Source organism: Alistipes sp. cv1 (assembly GCF_900240235.1).
Lineage (GTDB): Bacteria > Bacteroidota > Bacteroidia > Bacteroidales > Rikenellaceae > Alistipes_A > Alistipes_A hominis.
The window spans coordinates 38,990-58,591 of record NZ_OEPW01000002.1; the positions used below are offsets into that span (position 1 = coordinate 38,990).

19 protein-coding genes are annotated in these 19,602 nt (G+C 53.4%); 4 read left to right on the top strand and 15 right to left on the bottom strand.

The features are described 5' to 3' along the window. Positions 1-82: 82 nt before the first annotated feature. On the bottom strand, positions 83-634 hold the full coding sequence (locus C1A08_RS04530; RefSeq protein WP_055202452.1) for an NADH peroxidase: 552 nt from the start codon (positions 632-634) through the stop codon (positions 83-85). A 50-nt stretch (positions 635-684) separates the two neighbouring features. Further along, entirely contained in the window at positions 685-1,101 is a 417-nt protein-coding gene (locus C1A08_RS04535; protein ID WP_055202454.1) for a Fur family transcriptional regulator, read from the bottom strand. 144 nt (positions 1,102-1,245) lie between these two features. On the opposite strand from C1A08_RS04535, the gene C1A08_RS04540 reads away from it, so the two are divergent. Further along, positions 1,246-2,349 (top strand): hypothetical protein, encoded by a 1,104-nt coding sequence (locus C1A08_RS04540; RefSeq protein WP_101571711.1) that lies wholly within the window; start codon positions 1,246-1,248, stop codon positions 2,347-2,349. Positions 2,350-2,362: 13 nt separating this feature from the next. Here C1A08_RS04540 and C1A08_RS04545 read toward each other — a convergent pair whose 3' ends face one another. After that, positions 2,363-2,815, bottom strand: coding sequence for a YhcH/YjgK/YiaL family protein (locus C1A08_RS04545; protein WP_055202458.1), 453 nt, complete (start codon positions 2,813-2,815; stop codon positions 2,363-2,365). Between the two features lie 126 nt (positions 2,816-2,941). Further along, positions 2,942-5,098, bottom strand: a complete 2,157-nt coding sequence (locus tag C1A08_RS04550; RefSeq protein ID WP_101571712.1) for an elongation factor G — start codon at positions 5,096-5,098, stop codon at positions 2,942-2,944. 188 nt (positions 5,099-5,286) lie between these two features. Between C1A08_RS04550 and C1A08_RS04555 the strand changes: the two genes are divergently transcribed. Then, positions 5,287-5,769: a DUF456 domain-containing protein gene (locus C1A08_RS04555; RefSeq protein WP_101571714.1), complete on the top strand. Its 483-nt coding sequence runs from the start codon at positions 5,287-5,289 to the stop codon at positions 5,767-5,769. A gap of 6 nt (positions 5,770-5,775) precedes the next feature. Here the strand turns inward: C1A08_RS04555 and C1A08_RS04560 are convergent, their stop codons facing one another. Beyond that, entirely contained in the window at positions 5,776-6,564 is a 789-nt protein-coding gene (locus C1A08_RS04560) for a histidinol-phosphatase (protein WP_101572047.1), read from the bottom strand. Between the two features lie 117 nt (positions 6,565-6,681). On the opposite strand from C1A08_RS04560, the gene C1A08_RS04565 reads away from it, so the two are divergent. Continuing rightward, positions 6,682-7,449 (top strand): Cof-type HAD-IIB family hydrolase, encoded by a 768-nt coding sequence (locus C1A08_RS04565; RefSeq protein WP_101571716.1) that lies wholly within the window; start codon positions 6,682-6,684, stop codon positions 7,447-7,449. Between the two features lie 73 nt (positions 7,450-7,522). Here the strand turns inward: C1A08_RS04565 and C1A08_RS04570 are convergent, their stop codons facing one another. From C1A08_RS04570 to C1A08_RS04585, 4 genes are all read right to left on the bottom strand, one after another. Continuing rightward, positions 7,523-8,476 (bottom strand): SPOR domain-containing protein, encoded by a 954-nt coding sequence (locus tag C1A08_RS04570; RefSeq protein WP_101571717.1) that lies wholly within the window; start codon positions 8,474-8,476, stop codon positions 7,523-7,525. Next, positions 8,476-9,300, bottom strand: a complete 825-nt coding sequence (gene lgt, locus C1A08_RS04575) for a prolipoprotein diacylglyceryl transferase (protein WP_055202469.1) — start codon at positions 9,298-9,300, stop codon at positions 8,476-8,478. Before lgt ends, C1A08_RS04570 begins: the two co-directional genes overlap by 1 nt. A gap of 172 nt (positions 9,301-9,472) precedes the next feature. Beyond that, complete coding sequence (locus C1A08_RS04580; RefSeq protein ID WP_101571719.1) at positions 9,473-10,069, bottom strand: riboflavin synthase; 597 nt, start codon at positions 10,067-10,069, stop codon at positions 9,473-9,475. 4 nt (positions 10,070-10,073) lie between these two features. Further along, a complete protein-coding gene (locus tag C1A08_RS04585; RefSeq protein WP_257937045.1) occupies positions 10,074-10,640 on the bottom strand; it encodes a S24 family peptidase in 567 nt (188 codons plus the stop codon). A 707-nt stretch (positions 10,641-11,347) separates the two neighbouring features. Between C1A08_RS04585 and C1A08_RS04590 the strand changes: the two genes are divergently transcribed. Next, complete coding sequence (locus C1A08_RS04590; protein ID WP_118456987.1) at positions 11,348-13,384, top strand: hypothetical protein; 2,037 nt, start codon at positions 11,348-11,350, stop codon at positions 13,382-13,384. A 39-nt stretch (positions 13,385-13,423) separates the two neighbouring features. Here the strand turns inward: C1A08_RS04590 and C1A08_RS04595 are convergent, their stop codons facing one another. The 6 genes from C1A08_RS04595 to C1A08_RS04625 form a co-directional block, all read right to left on the bottom strand. Further along, complete coding sequence (locus tag C1A08_RS04595) at positions 13,424-15,163, bottom strand: O-antigen ligase family protein (protein WP_101571725.1); 1,740 nt, start codon at positions 15,161-15,163, stop codon at positions 13,424-13,426. Positions 15,164-15,267: 104 nt separating this feature from the next. Further along, positions 15,268-15,507, bottom strand: coding sequence for a hypothetical protein (locus C1A08_RS04600; RefSeq protein WP_145996517.1), 240 nt, complete (start codon positions 15,505-15,507; stop codon positions 15,268-15,270). Between the two features lie 461 nt (positions 15,508-15,968). Continuing rightward, positions 15,969-16,574 (bottom strand): hypothetical protein, encoded by a 606-nt coding sequence (locus C1A08_RS04605; RefSeq protein WP_180951523.1) that lies wholly within the window; start codon positions 16,572-16,574, stop codon positions 15,969-15,971. A gap of 90 nt (positions 16,575-16,664) precedes the next feature. Further along, positions 16,665-17,045 carry a hypothetical protein gene (locus tag C1A08_RS13210; protein WP_180951524.1) on the bottom strand — a complete coding sequence of 127 codons (381 nt, stop codon included), beginning with the start codon at positions 17,043-17,045 and terminating at the stop codon, positions 16,665-16,667. A gap of 368 nt (positions 17,046-17,413) precedes the next feature. Beyond that, entirely contained in the window at positions 17,414-18,052 is a 639-nt protein-coding gene (locus C1A08_RS04620; protein ID WP_145996518.1) for a hypothetical protein, read from the bottom strand. A gap of 9 nt (positions 18,053-18,061) precedes the next feature. Continuing rightward, complete coding sequence (locus C1A08_RS04625) at positions 18,062-19,564, bottom strand: hypothetical protein (protein ID WP_101571737.1); 1,503 nt, start codon at positions 19,562-19,564, stop codon at positions 18,062-18,064. Between the last annotated feature and the right edge of the window lie 38 nt (positions 19,565-19,602).

A 19,602-nucleotide genomic window follows, 5' to 3' on the forward strand; every position in this document is an offset into this window, starting at 1 on the left:
GACGAATAAATCCGACCCCGCGGCACACGAAAAACGGGCGGAGCCACAGAGGGTTCCGCCCGTCAAATCCGTTTTCGAATCGTTATTTCTTAAAATAACGGTTGTAAAGTCCCTCGAAACCTTTTCCGTGACGCGCTTCGTCTTTGCACATTTCGTGGACGGTATCGTGAATGGCATCCAGTCCCAGTTGTTTGGCACGGGTAGCGATCCGTTTCTTATCTTCGCAGGCGCCGCTTTCGGCTTCCATCCGGGCTTTCACATTGGTCTTGGTATCCCAAACCACTTCACCCAGCAGTTCGGCAAACTTCGACGCATGTTCTGCCTCCTCCCATGCGTAACGCTTGAACGCCTCGGCAATTTCGGGATATCCCTCGCGGTCGGCCTGACGGCTCATCGCCAGGTACATGCCCACCTCGCTGCACTCGCCGGCAAAATGCGCTCTCAAACCCTCGAGCACCTCTTCGTCTACGCCTTTGGCCACGCCGATCACATGTTCGTCGGCCCACGTCAGCGCTTCTCCTTCGACCACTTCCTTAAATTTCGACGCGGGTTGTTTACACTGCGGACAAAATTCGGGAGCTGCATCCCCTTCGTGAACATAACCGCAAACCGTACAAATAAATTTCTTTTTCATAGCCATCAAGTTTTTAAGTGATTGATTCTGTTATTATTTCATTTTACCCACTAGTTCGATTTTTTCCGGCACCGCTCGCAGTAGCCTTTATAATAGACCTGCACTTCGTCGACTTCGTGACGCGGATCGCTCACCTCCAACGCTTCCGGATCGACCGCCAACGGCAGATCGTAAACCGCGCCGCAGCTCCGGCAACGAAAATGCGCATGCGGAGAAACATCCCCGTCGAAACGGCTGTTCCGCTCGTCGATATCGAGCAACAGGATCGCGCGGTGCGCAGCCAGCAACTTCAGGGTATTGTACACCGTCGTTTTGGAAAGCGTCGGCATCGACGGACTGAGCGCCGTATGGATCTCGTCGGCCGTCGGATGCGTCGGATGCGTCACGAGATACTCCATGATCGCGAGCCGCTGCAACGAAGGCCGGATGCCGTATTCCATCAAATAACGGTGCAAATCCTGAATCATCTACAATTTTGTATTAATTACAACTATTAATCGAATGCAAATATATATCGAATTTTCGAATCTGCAAATTTTTCGGACGGAATTTATTTGGATTTTACCTTATATCCTGCATACAACGTATGAAAATATGTCTACTTTTGCATCATGCAACTAATTAGGACCAAGCGTAAATACGGATATATCGTTTTCGCAATCACGCTATTGATCGCCATCGACTACGTATATCGGTATTTCGCTTTCGAACCGTACAACCAAAGTCCGCTGGACATCGAAACGCCGGAAGGAAACGCCCAACCTTACCATCCTTCGGTGGTATACATTCCCGGAGGATGGAACGGGTATGCTTACTGGATGGCGGAAACGCCCTACCCGTTGGGGCCGGACGGCGATTGGAACGGCCTGCCTCCTTACCGAGCCAGATGGGAAAACCCGTGCATCCACGCCTCGCACGACGGCATACACTGGGAAACGCCGGGCGACTTGGTCAACCCGATCGACGACCTGAACGAAACCGAGATCGAGAACCGGGATTTCTTTTCCGACACCCATCTGGTGATGAACGGCGACACGCTGGAGTGCTGGTACCGCATCAGCCGCACACAGCGAGACGAAACATACATCCTGCGAAAATACAGCGCCGACGGCATACACTGGTCGGAACGGGAAACGGTCATCGATCTCCAAGATCCGGCGGTCGTCCGCGAAGGCCCCGGAGGCATGATCGTCAGTCCCGCGATCCAAAAGATCGGCGGCCGGTATTGCATGTGGTATGTCAACGATATCGGGGAATCCCGGAGCATTTGCCGTTCGTTCTCGGACGATGGCAGAAATTGGCAGAAAAAAGAGTATTGCCGGCTGTCGGACACCGCCGTCGTCCCTTGGCACATCGACGTACAACGGATCGACAGCATCTATTACATGGTGATTTACGACTTCCGAAACCTGACCTTGTGGAGCAGCCGCGACGGACTCTTTTTCGAAAAACGGCGGCTGTTGCTCGCCCCGTCCCCGAAACTGGGCTCATTCTATGCCGGCGGCCTGTACCGCAGCGCTCTGCTCCGGGACGACAAAGAGTGTAAACTCTATTTCAGCGCTTTCGATAAAAAGACCGCCGTCGGACTGATGAGAGGCAACTGTCCGGACTCGCTGAAAATATACTCCGTCTCAGGGAACAAAGTGTCCTTCTTCCGGTTCCCGGTCACCTACCTAAGGCAGAAAAAACAGGCGATCGTCCGCCTTTTCGAATAGCGAACGCCGGCTCTCACACAGCCCGGATCTTCAGGATCGCTTTCCGGACATTGCCGCTGCCGATCAGCGGGGCGTGCGCGTCTTCCGGGAAAAAAACGACGAATTCCCCCGGATGCAGCGACACATAGCACGAAGGCTTATCGTCGAAAAAAACAATATCGGCCGCTTCGTCGAATTCGCCCCGGGGCAGAATACACCGTTCGCGCGGACGCCATCCGAACCGCTCTTCGCCCCGAACCCGGAGCGGGATCTGTACGTCGATGTATCGATCGTGCGCTTCGAGAGGAGCTTCCTGCTCCGGCCGGAGCAACCCTTCGCTGATTACGATATACAGATCGTCTCCGTCGATGGCGTATTTCCCGGGAGCCAACGTATCCATTCGGGCGACGGCATAATCGAAAGCTTTTTTGAACCGGGGATGCAGGGCGTCGTACCGCCCCGATCCTGATAACGTATCGACAATCATAAATCAGGCATTTATCCGTTTACCGATGCAAGGTACGTACAAACGGCGGGAAAACCAAAAGCCGCCCGGCAACAAACCGGGGAAGTCTCGCGCGAGACTTCCCCGGAATTGTCGAAGCGACGGCGGTTATTCGTCTTTATCGGTATCGGCATACGCCTTCAGCAGTTTCTCCTGCACATCGGCCGGCACCTGCTCGTAAGAGGCGAACTTCATCGAATAGGTCGCGCGCCCGTTGGTCAGCGAACTGAGCGTAGTCGAATAACGATACATCTCGGCCAGCGGAACCCGGGCTACGAGACGCTCGAATCCCTTGTCGCTGCTCATCCCTTCGATCATCGCGCGGCGGTTCTGCAGATCGCTCATCACGTCGCCCATCTTGTCGGACGGCACGAGCACCTCGACGCTGTAAATCGGCTCCATAATCTTCGGGCCGGCCTTTTTGAAAGCTTCCTTGAAAGCATTGCGGCCCGCCAGTTTGAACGACAGCTCGTTCGAATCGACCGGATGCATCTTGCCGTCGTAAACCACCACCCGGATATCGCGGGCATACGAACCGGTCAGCGGCCCCTCTTCCATCTTCTCCATAATCCCTTTCAGGATGGCCGGCATGAAGCGGGCGTCGATCGCCCCGCCCACGACGGCGCTGCAAAATACGAGCTTCCCGCCCCACGGGAGCGCTACTTCCTCTTTGGTTTTGATATTCAGCACCAAATCCTTACCGTCCACCTTATATTTCCCGGGATCGGGCATCCCTTCGAAATAAGGCTCGATTATCATCCACACCTCGCCGAATTGGCCCGCGCCGCCGGACTGTTTTTTATGGCGGTAATCGGCGACAGCCACTTTGGTAATCGTTTCCCGGTAAGGGATTTTCGGCGCGAAAAACTCCACGTCGATCTTATTCTGATTCGCCAGTTGCCATTTCAGGATATTCAGGTGGTGTTCGCCCTGCCCCTGCACGATCGTCTGTTTCAGTTCTTTCGAATACTCGACCAGGATCGTCGGATCCTCGAAATGAGCCCGATTCAGCAGCTCGCCGAGCTTTTCGTCCTCTCCCGTCTTGACCGACCGGACGGCCGCCCGATAACGGGGTTCCGGAAATTTGATCGGTTCGATCTCGATTCCCGATCCGGCGGCGGCCAGCGTCTGGTTCGTACGCGTGCCCTTCAGTTTCACGGTGCAGCCGATGTCCCCGGCCTCCATTTCCGTCACTTTGACGCGCCCTTTGCCTGCCACGGCGAACAACTGCGATATCTTCTCTTTATTTCCCGTTTTCGAATTGATCAGTTCCATGCCTTCGGCCACCCGACCCGAAACCACCCGGAAGAAGGTCATCTCGCCAAGATGCGGTTCGACGGCGCTTTTGAATACGAACAGCGCGGTCGGAGCTTTGCTGTCGGCCGGGACTTCGCCGCCGTCCACGTTCCGGAAAGCGGGAGCCTTGATCGGGCCGGGAGCCACGTTGATAATAAACTCCATCAGCCGTTTCGCCCCGATATCGCGTTTGCCCGAAGCGCAGAACACCGGCACCAAGTCGCGTTTGGCCAACCCGAGTTTCAGCCCCGAACGCATTTCGTCCTGCGTCAGCACGCCTTTGTCGAAATAGAGTTCCATCAGCGACTCGTCGTTCTCGGCGGCCGCTTCGGTCAGTATTTGATTCAGTTCGCGGGCCCGCTCCATTTCGGATTCGGGGATTTCGAGTTCCTCGCGGATCCCGGTATCGCCTTTGAACTTGTACATTTTCATCAACAGCACATCGACGAACGCATCGAAACCGGGCCCCGGATTGACCGGATATTGCACCAGCACGGGTTTCACGCCGGAAGCCACCCTCAGCGATTCGAGCGTATTTTCCCACGAAGCCTTCTCGCTGTCCAATTGATTGATCACGGCGATGATCGGTTTCTCGTGCGCACGCGCATAGCGCGCCTGAATTTCCGTCCCCACTTCGAAACCGTTCTGCGCATTCAGCAACATCACGCCCACGTCGGCTACTTTGAACGCCGAAAACAGCCCGCCGCAAAAGTCGTCCGAACCCGGCGTATCGATGATGTTCAGCTTACACCCGTTGTACTCGGCGAACAGGATCGTCGGGTAAATCGACCGTTTATACAGATGTTCGACCTCCGTGTAGTCCGACAGCGTATTGTCGTTTTCGATACTGCCGCGGCGGTCGATCACCTTTCCGTCAAAAGCCATTGCCTCGGCCAGAGTCGTCTTTCCCGAGCCTGAGGCACCGAGTAGGACTACGTTTTTGATCTCGTGCGTTGTGTATGTCTTCATAATCGAAAAAAGTTTTAGGTTCGACTTCGATTCAGATTCACTAAACAGCTTTAAATTTAGAAAAATAATCGCGAAAATGCAACGGTCTCAAAAGATTTTCATAATTTTCAACCCGTTTACGGCAGTCCTTTTTCTCCGACGTTGGAAGGGATGCCGCAAATTTCGGAAAATCACAAAATCCGAAAAAAATGGATACCCTGTTGATCATTCTCGCGATCCTCTGTACGCTGGGCGGCGTCGCCGGCTGCATCCTGCCGATATTGCCGGGGCCGCCGCTGAACTTTCTCGCCCTGCTGCTGATGCGCTGGAGCGGACACGCCGGTTTCGACAGCCGCTTCCTGTGGATATGGGCGGCCGTTACGCTGATCGTCTCGGCATTGGATTATCTGCTGCCCGGCTACCTGGCCAGGCGTTTCGGCGGATCGAAATACGCCGCGACCGGATCGACGGTGGGTATGATCGTCGGACTGCTGTTTTTCCCGCCGGCAGGGCTGATCGTCGGGGCTTTCGCGGGCGCGCTGATCGGGGAACTGCTGTACGACCGCGACGATCTCCGGAAAGCCGTCCGGGTAGCGATCGGTTCGTTCGTCGCATTTCTGCTGAGTACCGGATTGAAACTGGCGGCATCGCTCGCAATGGGTTATTACGTGATCCGGGCCCTGTTCGTATAGAAAGCGTCAATAGCTGAAATAAGGAATGGTATCGATGGTTTTGATATTCAGTTCGCGCAGCGCCCGCACCCCCCGTTCGTAAAAAACCGTATTCTCAAGCATCCGGTTGTCGTGCGCATCCATGCCGACGATGGCCGTACACCCTTCGTCGGCCGCGATTTTCCAGAAGTCGGGATGCGGGAACATAACCTCTCCGCGCTCCTCCCGGTAACCGAGCAGGCTGACGTTGTATTCCAGCGGCAGGCCCGTCCGGTATGCTTTGCGGCAAATCCGGCGGCTGATCCGGGCACAGTGCTCGTCGAACGTTTTATAACTGTTTATGAACAGATCGGGATGCGCCAGGTAAGCAAACATTCCGGCTTCCATCCCTTTGAGTACGCTCTCTTCGTACATTTCGAGCATTTCAAGCGTCCGGGTGTGCATACCGAAATAAGGATATCGCTCGTCCGATTCGTAAAAATGATTGCCGAAAATCACGTAATCCAGCCGCTCGCGACGGATCGTCTCCCAAAGCCAGGGCATGTATTCCGGAAAATACTCGCACTCGAGTCCGACCCTGATCTCAATCCGATCGCGGTATTTCTCGCGCAGGGCGCGCACGCTCGCCAGATAGCCGGGCAGTTCGTCGAGCATCATCCGCACTTCCGGAACAAAAGGAGAATCGTATTTCCACGGCGTATGGTCGGAAAATCCGAGTACTCGGAACCCGCCGGCAATGGCGCTCTGCACGTAATCTTCATCGCTGCCCACGGCATGATGGCAACGGGCGGTATGGGTATGATAGTTCGTTTTCAGCATGATTTCGTAATCGGTCCGCCACAGTAAAACGGCAAAATCCTGCGGCAAAATTAATTTCTTTATCTTTGCCGCACAAATAAAAACCGGCATCCGGCCGGCAAACACGCAACGACCATGATTAAAGCGGTATTTTTCGACATCGACGGCACGCTGGTAAGTTTCAAAACCCACCGGGTTCCCCCGTCGACGGTACAAGCGCTGGAAAGACTGCGCGCCCGGGGAATCAAGTTGTTCATCGCCACCGGGCGTCACCACGCCGACCTGAACAACCTCGGCGGACTCGCATTCGACGGTTACATCACGCTGAACGGCCAGTACTGTTACGACGACCGCGGCGTGATCTACCAGAACTGCATCCGTGCGGAAGATATCCGAACGACTGTCGACCTGCTCGCCCGCGACCCGTTCGGCTGCCTGTTCATCGAAGAGCACCGGATGTACATCAACCGGATCGACGACAAGGTAAAAATTTCGCAAAAGCTGATCAACTTTGCCGATCCGCCGGTCGTCCCGGCCGAAACCGCACTGCACAACGATATCTACCAACTCATGGCGTTCGTAGGCCCCGAACAGGAACGCACGCTGATGGATTCGCTCCCGCACTGCGACTCGACGCGCTGGAACCCGTACTTCATCGACGTCGTCCCGGCAGGCGGCAGCAAACGACTCGGAATCGACGCGATGATCCGCGCGCACGGAATCGACCTCGCCGAAACGATGGCTTTCGGGGACGGCCAGAACGATATCGAGATGCTGCGCCACGCAGGAATCGGAGTCGCGATGGGAAATGCGGCGGACGAAGTCAAACGGGCGGCGGACTACGTCACCACCGGCGTCGACCGCGCAGGAATCGCCAAAGCGCTGCGTCATTTCGGACTGTAAACCCCGCTCGCAAGAACGAAAACGGCCTGTTCTTTTCGAAAGGAACAGGCCGTTTTCGTCTTCGCACCGGAAGCTATCGTGCGGATTTGGATTTGAAAACCCACGCATCCGGGAACAGGCCGGACACCTCGTTCTTCATCCGATTCGCCTCGGTTTCGGCCGTAGCCCCGAAAACGGAAACCAGAATCTTTCCGTTCGGCATCGGGATTTTCGCATATTCCAGTTGATCGTTTTTCTTTTTGGCCGACGCGATGAACTTCTCGGCATTCTGATCCGTGCTGTAAGTACCCACGATCACGTAATAGTGCATCGCAGCAGTCGCAGGAACTAATTTTGCCGCAGGAACGGTCGCCGGCTCGCGCACCGGTTCGGGCTGTTTCGCAGGCACGGCGGCAGACGAATCCGCTCCCGCCGGAGCGCCGGACTCTCCGGCCGAGGAATCGGAACCGGCCGCCACAGGAACCTTCACGGCCGGAGAATCCGGCGCGGCCGGGACAGACGCCGGCAATACGGGCTGTTCGGACAGCCGCACGATCCGCATCTGTTCGCTGTATTCGTACCACACGATCGCGCCGACCGAAATTCCGACGCCGATCAGCACCGCGAAAACGACCCACATCGCCACCCGTTTCGCATCGATCCGCCCGGGCAGGCGCACCGCACCCGTATCCACCGGATTCAACGCCTCCTCCAGACCGGGATCGGGCGTAAAAACGCCCTCGCGGATATTGCCCACCGCCCCGATCGTCACTCCCTCCTCCGAGCAGTTTTCGGCGAGCCAGCGGTTATAGATCTCCCGCGCCTGTTCGGGATCGGTCTGGTCGTACCCAGCGATCAGATCCACGATGTGCGGAATCCCCGGCAGTTCGTCCGTTACGAGTTCCACCCGGTTGACCGGCGGCGTTACGACGCCCGGCTTCTGCATTTCTGCGGGAACCGTCACCGCATACAGCGTTCCGATCCCCGGCAGGACAACGCCCTGACGCTTCGCCAGCGCGTTATACACCAAATTACTGACCTGATCCATTATTTCGTTTTCTTAGAAAGTTCTTTTGCAGGACGTTTAAGCGCCCGGTACAGGATGACGACGCCCAGAATCACGAACGGGACGCTCAACCACTGTCCCATATCCAACAACATGCCACGTTCGAACTCTTCCTGCGGATTCTTGATGAATTCGACGAAAAAACGGAAGCCGAACAGCGCGATCAGGAAGATACCGAACATCACGCCGGGCCGCTTCCGGGCGACGTCCTTGCGGTAATACATCCAGCACAGCACGACGAACAGGATCAAGTAGGCGAGCGCCTCGTAGATCTGGGTCGGGTGCATCGGCACGGTCTCTCCGGCCCTTACGAAAACGAATCCCCACGGCAGCGAAGTCGCCTCGCCGTAAATTTCGGAATTCATCAGGTTCCCGATCCGCACCAGCGCGCCGGCAATGCAGACGGCAATCGCGATGCGGTCCAGCGACCACATGTAAGGCATCTTGTTTTTCCGCGAAAAGAGCCACAGTCCGACGAGCAGCCCGACGGCGGCTCCGTGACTGGCCAGTCCCCCCTGGTGAATATACAGGATTTCGACGGGATGGGTCAGGTAATAACCCGGATCGTAAAACAAGCAGTGCCCGAGACGAGCGCCGATGATCGTCGACAGGACGCCGTACCAGAAGATCGAATCGAACATCTTGTCGCTGTACCCCTCGCGTTTGATCAAGTTACTGAATATATAGGCGCTGATTCCGAGCGCCAGCGCCCACATCAGACCGTAATAGCGGATCTCGACCGGCCCGAACGTAAACAGGGTCGGATGCACGTCCCATCGGACAAACAACGGTAAAAGCGAATTCATCATTTCGATTCCAGGAATTGATCGGATTACTACGGGTCGTACGAACCCGGTATTTCGAACAAATATAGCTATTTTTAGCCAAAGTAGCACACCCGACAGCCCTTTGGCGATTATCCGGAAAGCGAAAGCGCCGCGACCCGGATCGCGGCGCTTCGTTCCGGCGGCGGGAAACTCACGCCTTGATATATTGTTTCACCAATTTGGTAATGTATTTGCCGACGATATCGAACTCCAGGTTAACGACCGTTCCCACCCGAAAAGTATGGAAATTGGTATGCTCGTGCGTGTACGGGATAATCGCCACCTGAAACGAACCCTCGGCCGAATTGACAACCGTCAGACTGACCCCGTTCACGGCGACCGACCCTTTTTCGACCGTGATATTGCCCGCCGACGGATCGTATTCGAACGTATAGTACCAACTGCCGTCGGCCTCGCGGATCGCCGTACAGCGCGCCGTCTGGTCGACATGCCCCTGCACGATATGACCGTCCAGCAGCGCATCGGGCCGCATACTGCGCTCCAGATTGACCAGATCGCCTTCGGTCAGCCCTCCGAGGTTCGACTTGAGCAGCGTTTCGCGGATCGCCGTGACCGTATAGCGGGAGCCGTCCAGCTCTACGACCGTCAGGCACACGCCGTTGTGCGCGATGCTCTGATCGATTTTCAACTCTCCGGCAAACGGACATTCCAACGTGAAATGCCGGTTTCCCCGCTCCTCGCGGATCGCCACGATCCGCCCCGTCGTCTCTACAATTCCCGAAAACATAATCTTACAAACTTTTTTTGATGATAATCCCCCTTACGATAAACAGCTTCGTAATTTCGCTGCTGCGGATCGAAATGGGATCGTACTGTTTGGTATTACTCGCCAGCAGTTGGATATCGGTCGGATCTTCGCCGAAACGGATAATGCGTATTCCCCGGAAATACTGGGTCACCACCAGATAAGCCTCCCCGGGAATAATGGCCGGAACCGTCCACTTTTTCAGAATGACGATCGACCCCGCCGGAATCTCGGGTTGCATGGCCGTCCCGATATTCAGGGCGGCGAGATCGCAGTCGTTGAACAACGGGACATTGATCCGGAAACGCGGTTCGGAACGCAAGTCGGACTCTACGGCCGAAAGCACGTCCATCCCGTAATAAGGCACTCCGCCTCCTTCGGGGACGGTCGCCGGCTGCGATTCGATAAACATATCCCCTTCGCCGGTCAACAGCCACCCCTTGCTTACCGTCGGATACTTGGTCGTAATCAGGTTCGCCAGGTCGCGGCTGATCCCGTTATTGCCTCGTTTTATCTGGTAGAGGTTTTCACTCCTCTTTAAACCGATATTCAAGGCGAACGAGTTTACAGACAACCCGGTCCACTTTATTACGCGTTCAAGTCTATGCCACGTATCCAACATGCGGTATTATTATTTTATTTTGCAAATGTACATCATTTGTCCTGAAATGACGCAACATATAACAAGATAATATTGCAAAAATAGCATTAAAAATTGAAAAAACGCGCTCTTTTTCAAGAACAAATCGGTCAATACGGCAAACCGTCTTGAATTTATTCAATCTTCCGAAAATATAAAAAGCTCTTTTTATCCCACTTTTCAACGCGCTGCGCAAATTTCGTTCGCTCCGCCGCTCCCATCGGAAAAACCGGCTCCGTTTTCCGGCAGAAATCCCGCCGGGAAGCCCCGCAAAACCGATCCGGAAGCGCCGCGCGACAAAAATTACAAAACGCAGACCGCACATCTTGCGTCTCCCGCAAAAAAAAGGCGGAAGCGGCGAAGAGCCGACCCGGACAAAGACGCACGCGCGACGGTCAGGGACGGAATCCGGCAACCGGAACGGATTCCGAAACCGGGATTTCACGACAAACGAAACGAACCCCGCCACGAACGCCGTTCCGTCGGCGCATAAAACCGACGATATGTACGATCGTTTCGCTATTTTTCTTATCTTGCAATCAATTAACCGCCCGTACCCGCCGGATCGTTCCCGGCCGTGTCCGGACCGATCCGCAGACTCAACCTATTTAATATTAAAAATGCGCCATTTTTATCTATCAGTCGTACTCCTATCGGGAATACTTCTTTGCTGCTGCACCCAACGCGAATTTACGCTGGAATGGGCGCTCAGCCTGGCAGGCGACAACCGGGCCGAACTGGAACGGGTGCTCGACCACTACAAACAAAATCCGGCCGACAGCCAGAAATACCGTGCCGCAGTCTACTTGATTACGAACATGCCGGGGCATTACAGCGTCGACTCCGTTCTGGCCAACCGTTTTTGCGACAAGGCCGACTCGGTGATGGCGATCCCGCTGGACACGTCGTTCCTGGAGCTATCGAAAACGGATTTCAACATGGCCCGGAATCTGGACTGGGAAAAGTTCAAAGTCCCCGCCCTCGAAAAGATTTCGAAAGAGATGCCTTTCAAACAGGAATCCCTGAGACCCGACATCCAGGTAATCAAGGCCGATTACCTGATTAAAAATATCGACAGCGCTTTCGCGACCTGGAAGACGTCGCCGTGGTCGGCACATCTGAATTTCGACCACTTCTGCGAATTCATCCTCCCCTACAAAGTGCAAGACCCGTTCCTGCCCGACGACTGGCGCGAATACTGCCGGAAATTCTGCGATTCGATCGTGGATCTGAGCGACATGGATCGCTGCCAATATTACAAAAACTCGATCCATTGGGCCGCCCGGTTCGTCAACAGCGCGCTGCTCCCGAACATGCGGATCATCGGCCCCTATACCTACAACGGCAACCAACCTATCAGGATGTCGACCTGGATGAAAAAACACTTCGTCTCGTGCGGCGAAAAAGGGATCGTCTGCATGGCGGTCATGCGGAGCAAAGGCATTCCGATGGCCGTAGACTACACGCCCCAGTGGCCGACCGGTTACGAGGGCCACTCCTGGTGCGCGGTGCTGACCACCGCCGGCGGCAACTACGAAAAGTTCGATCCGTTCGAAGGGTTTCCGGGCGAAGCCTACCGTCCGGGAGAAACCATGGCGAAAGCTTTCCGGGAAGGGTACGCCATCAATCCGCTGCTGTTCCGTATCAACCGCTCGGGAGAAGACGTTCCTCCGTTTCTGCGCAACAGTTTCATCAAGGACGTAACGTCCGAGTACATGTCCACGCAGACGATCGAGGTATCCATTCCGGACAGCCTGAAACAGCAGAACAGGTTCGCCTACCTCTCCATGTTCGACAACAAGAACTGGGTTCCGATCGCATGGGGCGAAGTGAAACGGTCGAAAGTCCGCTTCGAAGACATCGGGCGCAGCGTCGCCTACCTGCCGTCGTATTACATCGACGGTAAAGTCGTCCCGTTTTCCTATCCGTTCACGCTCGATGCGAACGGACGGGCGGAGTATATGATCCCGGACACGACCCGGCTGCAATCGGTAGACCTGACGCGCAAATACCCGCCCCATTACCACGTGTACAACACGACCAAAAGGTTGATCGGCGGCAAATTCCAGGCGGCGAACCGACCCGACTTTCGGGATTCGGTCACGGTATTCGAATTTCCGGAAGGGTGGAACGATCCGACCGGGACGATCGACCTGAGCCGGGATACGGCCAAATACCGCTACTGGCGTTTCCTGTCTCCGCCCGACCGGCACAACCAGATGGCCGAAGTCCGCTTTTACCTCGCCGGCGACACCGTCCCGAACACAGGTAAAATCATCGGCACGCCGGGCACCCGAATCGGGGACCCGAAAAACCACAAGGAGGCCATGTTCGACAACGATCCGTTCACGTTCTTCGACGCGCCGTTCCCTTACGACGGATGGGCCGGCATGGACTACGGGAAACCGGTTTCGATGGACCGCATCCTGTTCGTCTACCGAAGCGACGACAACAACGTGTGGATCGGAGACGAATACGAGCTGTTCTACTGGAAAGACCGACACGGTTGGGCCTCGCTCGGCAAACAGAAGGCAGAAAACCTGAAACTGCACTACGACAGCATCCCCACCCACGCTCTGTTCTTCATCCGCGATTACACGCGCGGGGTTCAGGAACGCATATTCACCATCGAGGACGGCAAACAGGTCTGGTGGTAAACGCCGCGAGCAGAGCCCCGGCGCCGATTCTCCGCAGCATCACCAATCGTTCCGCCGGAGATGCTTCAGGTAATTCCGGGCTTCGGCTTTTATGCGGATCGACGTGGAATTCATGATCCGGACGGGAAAGGCGACGAGCGCTTCGGCCGTTTGTCGGGCACGGAGCGTATCTCCCTGCGACCGATACAGCCGGAACAAGCAGTACCGCGGATAGATACGCGTCGGAATCATCTGCCGGGCCTGCTCGAAACACGCCTCCGCTTCACGGAACCCGTAAACGTTCAAATAAGCGTTTCCCAGATCGCACAGCGTTTCCGACGTTTTCCGCACATGGGCATGATAAACGGGGAATACGCCCAGACAATCGCAATACCGCCGGTTCAGATAAAGATGCCGGCAGTATTCCCACATGAAACCGGGATGATAGATCACGTCCGGGAGACAGTCTTTCACCCGGTTCAGGCTCTCTTCGGAAGGAGACCGCATATAATCCTGCAAACGGTCGGAAGCGCGTTCGTAACGCCCCTGAAACCGAACGGCCATGCCGGCGACCGCCAGAACGAGCGCGACCGCGACGCCCCGTCCGACAGCCGGCACCGTCGCGGTGCGAAGCGGACGCAGTCGCAACAGCCCCGGCAACAGGGCATAATAAAATTTCAGCGGATAAATATCCGACGTATAGGAAAAAAACGAAAAAACCAGCAACGCCAGTATCCCGCCCCGGATCGGATCGCGGAAACGGCCCGCACGGGATTTTCCGAAAAGGGACAGCAGGAATCCGCCCGCGAGCAGCAGGCCGATCGCGCCCTGCTCGCATCCCACACGAATAAACTCATTGAACGCCCGGTGATTGTTCCCGGCGACATCCAGGAACGGAGACTGCGGATTCTCCGCAAAATATTCGCTCTGAGCATCCATATAGCGCGAAGCGTAAGAAGCGATCCCGCTGCCCGTAACGGGCGACTCGACGAACATCCGGCAACTGACCCGCCAGATCAGCAGCCGAGCGTCGGCCGAACCTTTTTTATACCCGTACAGCGCGCACAGGACGACGGCAAAAACGACTGCCGCCGCGATCTTCAGTCCGACGGGAATCCCCGTCCACCGAATCCCGGCGGCCCGGCAAAGCAGCCAGGCCAGCGCCAGCAGCACGGCAAGCCAGGCGGCACGCGAATCGGACAGAACCAGGAGACAGCCGACGACCAGCACGGCAACCGCCCATCCGGCAGCCGACGGCCAGCGTCTCCGGCGTACCGCCCGGATCGCCAAACCGGCGCCGACGACCCAGCAAACGGCCAAGTAACCGCCGTAAGGCCCCGGATTCATAAAACTGCCGGTAACCGGAAAAAGGTTGTGGTTGGACGGAAGTACGTCCAGCCACTGTAAAAATCCGACCGCCGCCTGCACGCAACCCGAACAGACGATCGCTCCGAGGACGAGCGGCACGGCGCGCTCCGGCACGCTGCGAGCCAACAGGTATCCCAGCAACAGGGAAATCCACTCGAAAATCGGCAGGGCGTCCGTTCCCCCGGCCTTAACGAACAACAGGTTGCACGCGCCCCACGACAGGTACAGCGCGAGCAGCACGTCCGGCAGCGCGATACGGAGCCGTCTACCGGGAACCAGCAGCGCCTTCAACAGAAAAATAAAACCCAGAGCATACAGGCAGACGAACGCCGCCCGGAAACGGCACAGCGCGGAAAAGCAATCGAAAACCAGCGGGCACAAAACGACGAAGCCCCCGAACAGACCGTAAACCAGGTATCGTACTTTTTTCATTCCGATCCGACAAAGATTAGATAATCAAAGATATAAAAAAGAAGCGCGACCGGCGAACCGGACCGCGCTTTCTTTTGCACCTTACCGCATATTCCGGCATTCCGTTACTGTAACGGCGTTTCGTTCCCGTTCCAGATATCGGCGGTTTCGAGGGTCGTTATCGGATAATCCTTCGGCCGGTACTTCTTCTCTGACAACTTTTCGACTTTGCCGTCGTCGTCGATCTGGTAAACCGTGTCGATCCGCTGGGCATTCAGCGAAGAGATCTTTTTCTGGATATAATCTTCGTAAAAATAGATCGGCGTCGGCGAAGTCGGCTTCAACTCGTAAACGAAAAGCTTCATCTCTGGCGTGATTTTGTATTGCTTCAGTTTGATATCGCCGAATTTAACCTCCACATCGACCCAATCAATCGGAGAACCGTCGAATTCATAGGTCGCCAGAAGTATGTCCCTGTAATCCCCTTCGTCGATACTAATCCCCAGAATCGTAAATTCGGAATTCCCCGGTTTGCGAAATTGACAATATGCAGTACAATCCGTTTCCCGATCCGGATCTTTATAAGTAATACGTTGATTACGTTGAAAATCCTTGTAAGTATAATCCGGGAACCCCCTGTCTTCACCAGGGACATTATAAGCAGCTCGACGTTGTTTAGTTATATCCGAGGATGGAGGAGCCGTAACAGGAATATTGTCAATAACCGTTTTCATCCATTCCGATTGGGCTATGCCATGAGTTGCAAAAATCAAAAGCAAAAATCCAGTTAAAAATATTTTTTTCATAACTTTAGTTTAATTATTCTTTACGGTTTTGTCGGTTGCGATATGGTTTCTTCAAGATTTTTTCCGTCATTCGGTCTAACTTGGCTTACAGTATAGCAACTTTTATTATCATTTGCGAACGGATTAAATAATACAACTTTCTCAATTTCATAATACAATCTGTTCGTACTATTATTACAACCTTTATCTACAAAGTCTGTTCCCGTTTCAATATAAGTAAAATAATACATTTTTTGGCGGTCATCGTACCCCCTCCCGGTAACGAGAATCCAATGATCGGTCGTTCCTTCGTTAGAATTTAGCCCCAATTTACGATCAACACCAACTATAATTGGCCTCCCCGCCTCTAAATGCCGTTTAATACATTTATAAGCCAACCCAAAAGTAGTCTTGTAATCCACTCCATAATGTTTAAGCATTCCTCGCTCTTCCCACATCAACTGATACACATGATCCGCCCCCCCATATTGTCCTTTCAATCCATAATTATCCATTATTGCCTTCGCTGTAAGCAGGCAATCTCCGGTTTGATGATATCCTACAAATTTACTCCTATCCAGCAAATCAGTATGCATTCCGGCCGAAATCCCCGGCAGGTATCGTTTTTTTTCATTCCGATCCGACAAAGATTAGATAATCAAAGATATAAAAAGAAGCGCGACCGGCGAACCGGGCCGCGCTTTCTTTTGCACCTTACCGCATATTCCGGCGTTCCGTTACTGTAGCGGCGTTTCGTTCCCGTTCCAGATATCGGCGGTTTCGAGGGTCGTCATAGAATAGTCCTTCGGCTGATATTTCTTTTCGGACAGTTTATTGACCTTGCCGTTGTCGTCGATCTGATAGACCGTGTCGATCCGCCGGGCATTCAGCGAAGCGACTTTTTTCTGGATATAATCTTCGTAATAATAAATCGGTGTCGGCGAAGTCGGCTTCAACTCGTAAACGAAAAGTTTCATTTCAGGTGTGATCTTGTATTGTTTCAGTTTGATATCAGAGAATTTAGCATCAACCTCGACCCAATCCAATTGGGTTCCATTCAAATCATAAGTAACCAAAAGCGTAGACGTCACATCCGCCTCCCCGAGGGATACGCCCAAAACGGTATAATTATCATTACCGGGTTTCCGGAACTGGCAATATGCAGCGCAGTACTCTTCCCGATCCGGATCGGAATAAACTTCCGGTTGAGTCCGCTGAAAATCCCGATATATAACATCCGGAAATTTACGATTCTCTTCGTTAAGAACTACCCATTTTTTGAGCTGTTTGGACATATCCGAAGTGGGAGGAGCCGTCACGGGAATACTCTCCAACAAACTTTTCATCGTTCCCCATTGGGCCGTACTTTCAACGACAAATGCAAACAATAATAAAGCGCTTAAAAAAAACTTTTTCATTTCACGACAAATAAAACAACTACCTCAAAAATACACAAAAAAAGCAGCGACAATCGGAATAATTCAGGTTACTCGTTGATTTTCAGTATTCCGTTTTCATTCTTTATCGTAAAAGAAATCCCCCAGGCCTCACCCTTAAGGGAAAAAGACGCCGTAGCGGTTGCAGGCCTGATTTCGGTGATATTAGCCAGACGATTGTAAACCGTACATACATAAGATTTACTCATAACGAGAATAGTCAGTTGATGCGGATCGTTGGCATAGGCACGGCCGATGAACAACAAAGCCACTGCATTATCTTTCAGCGGAATCGTAATGAAATACTCGTTCGCGGCGTATTTTCGCAAATCGTCGGGAAGTTTTTCCCATGCATCCGCCTGTTTCAAAACGTAGGGCTTAGCCGCTCCGTCCGGATAAACGGATATCAGATTATAGACCTCGGAATCGTCGGCATTCTCCTCATAACGTGAAAGACTGATCGTATACTTCCCGCTTTTATCTTGCGTAGCCAAAGCACAACTGAAAGTTTTCAATGTTCTCATATAATCATACTCTCTTCCTAAAGTAAATATTTTCAAATACTTACTATTCGCGACCGGTTTTCCAACGGCATTATAGGAAAAAACAGGAGTGAACAATGCCTGAGCGACAAGGTCCGAACACCAAATCCCCTGGAATATCAAAATTATTAAGAAAAACCTTTTCATTTCTAACAATTATTTTTTGTTTTTATAATAATAAAACTGAATTTCGTCTTTAGCCTCTTTTCTCCAACTCGAACTTAACTTTTGTTGTACAGACCTCATTCCATACCCGGTATCCATTACAACCGGCACCAAACCACCCCATCCTGGTTTTTCTTCTCCCGGTACCACAACTACTACATGTCCAGAATGTCCTGGCCTGGACTCAAATCGTCCTGCAACAACAAAATAACCATCATTCGCCAGTCGTTGAGCCGAAGACATTGGAATTTGTTTCCATGAAGCAGAAGTCTCCTCCCAATATTTTACCATATCATTGGCTCTTTTACCATCCAACGCGTTAGAACCAAATAAATTTTTGAATATAGTCTGGACACCATTACTACATGCAGCAGTCTTTCCTGGAAAAGATTTTATTATCTGCTGAACTGCTTTATTGACGGCATCAAGCATTTTAGCACGAGGGATAAGAACAAATACAGATTCCGAATTATCGTTTCCTATTTCACCTCCTCCCCCTGTAGTTCCACCGCCATTGTCTCCGCCGCCGCCAATACCGGCATGGTCACATAAACCATTACAATGTCCTCCGTACGGGCAATTCGGATTTGTACATAGCCCTGGCCATATAGGATCAGGCCTTGGTTGCAGAGGAGGTCCAACTACCTCAACACCTCCACAATTAGGATTTTGACAGTAATCAAATCCGTTCAGCGGCTGACCACATCCTAAGCAAATTCCATCTTTGATTTCATCATCGTTTCTCTCTTCCGAATCGTTAGTTCCTGCCAATAAAGCAATTGGAGCTTTTTGACTCAAGTTAAGTCTCATCAAGACATTATCTGTTACATCTTGCGGCTTTTCTGATTCTGGAATACAGCGTCGCAATTTCACCCGCTGCTGCTTCCCGTCTTTGCGGAGAATGGCGCCGAGATACTCCCCGCGCTCGTCGGAAAGAATCACCAGTCCGCTGTAATCCGCATCTTTCATGTAGCGGTAATTTTTAATATCCTGCTTCCGCTTCGCAAAACAAGCCGAATCGGGGATAAAGGTAGCGATAAAATAAAATGTTTCGCCGGTCTCGACGTTCTTTTTCAGGATCAGTTTGCTCAGACCGGTCGACAGGTAGGACGACGGCTTGCGACCGTTCCGCTTTTCCGACACGGCGGCCTGCAGCGGAGTCCCTTGAACCGCAAGCGGAATTTCGATCGACACGGCCAGGCCGTTATCGTCGGTCTGCCGCCCTTTCGACCACTGAGGAGTCAACACCGGGCCGCCCTCGACTTCGTCGGCGCCGGGCAGCGCCTTGGTGACGGGAGCGTGCGTATGGCCTGCGCCGATGGTTACGCCGCGAAGGTCCTCGGCCGTCCGTTCGAAATAGGCGCGGGCCTCCGCGACCGAAAACTGATCTGAAATTTGTTCGACATCGTTTTCAAAAATGTCGTACTCGCTGCTGCAGCAATATAAACACGCAGTACCAGCCAGACATATCAGTCCGGGTAAAAATTTTTTCATAAAAATACGTTAAATTGAGTTTAAAATAAGGTTCGACG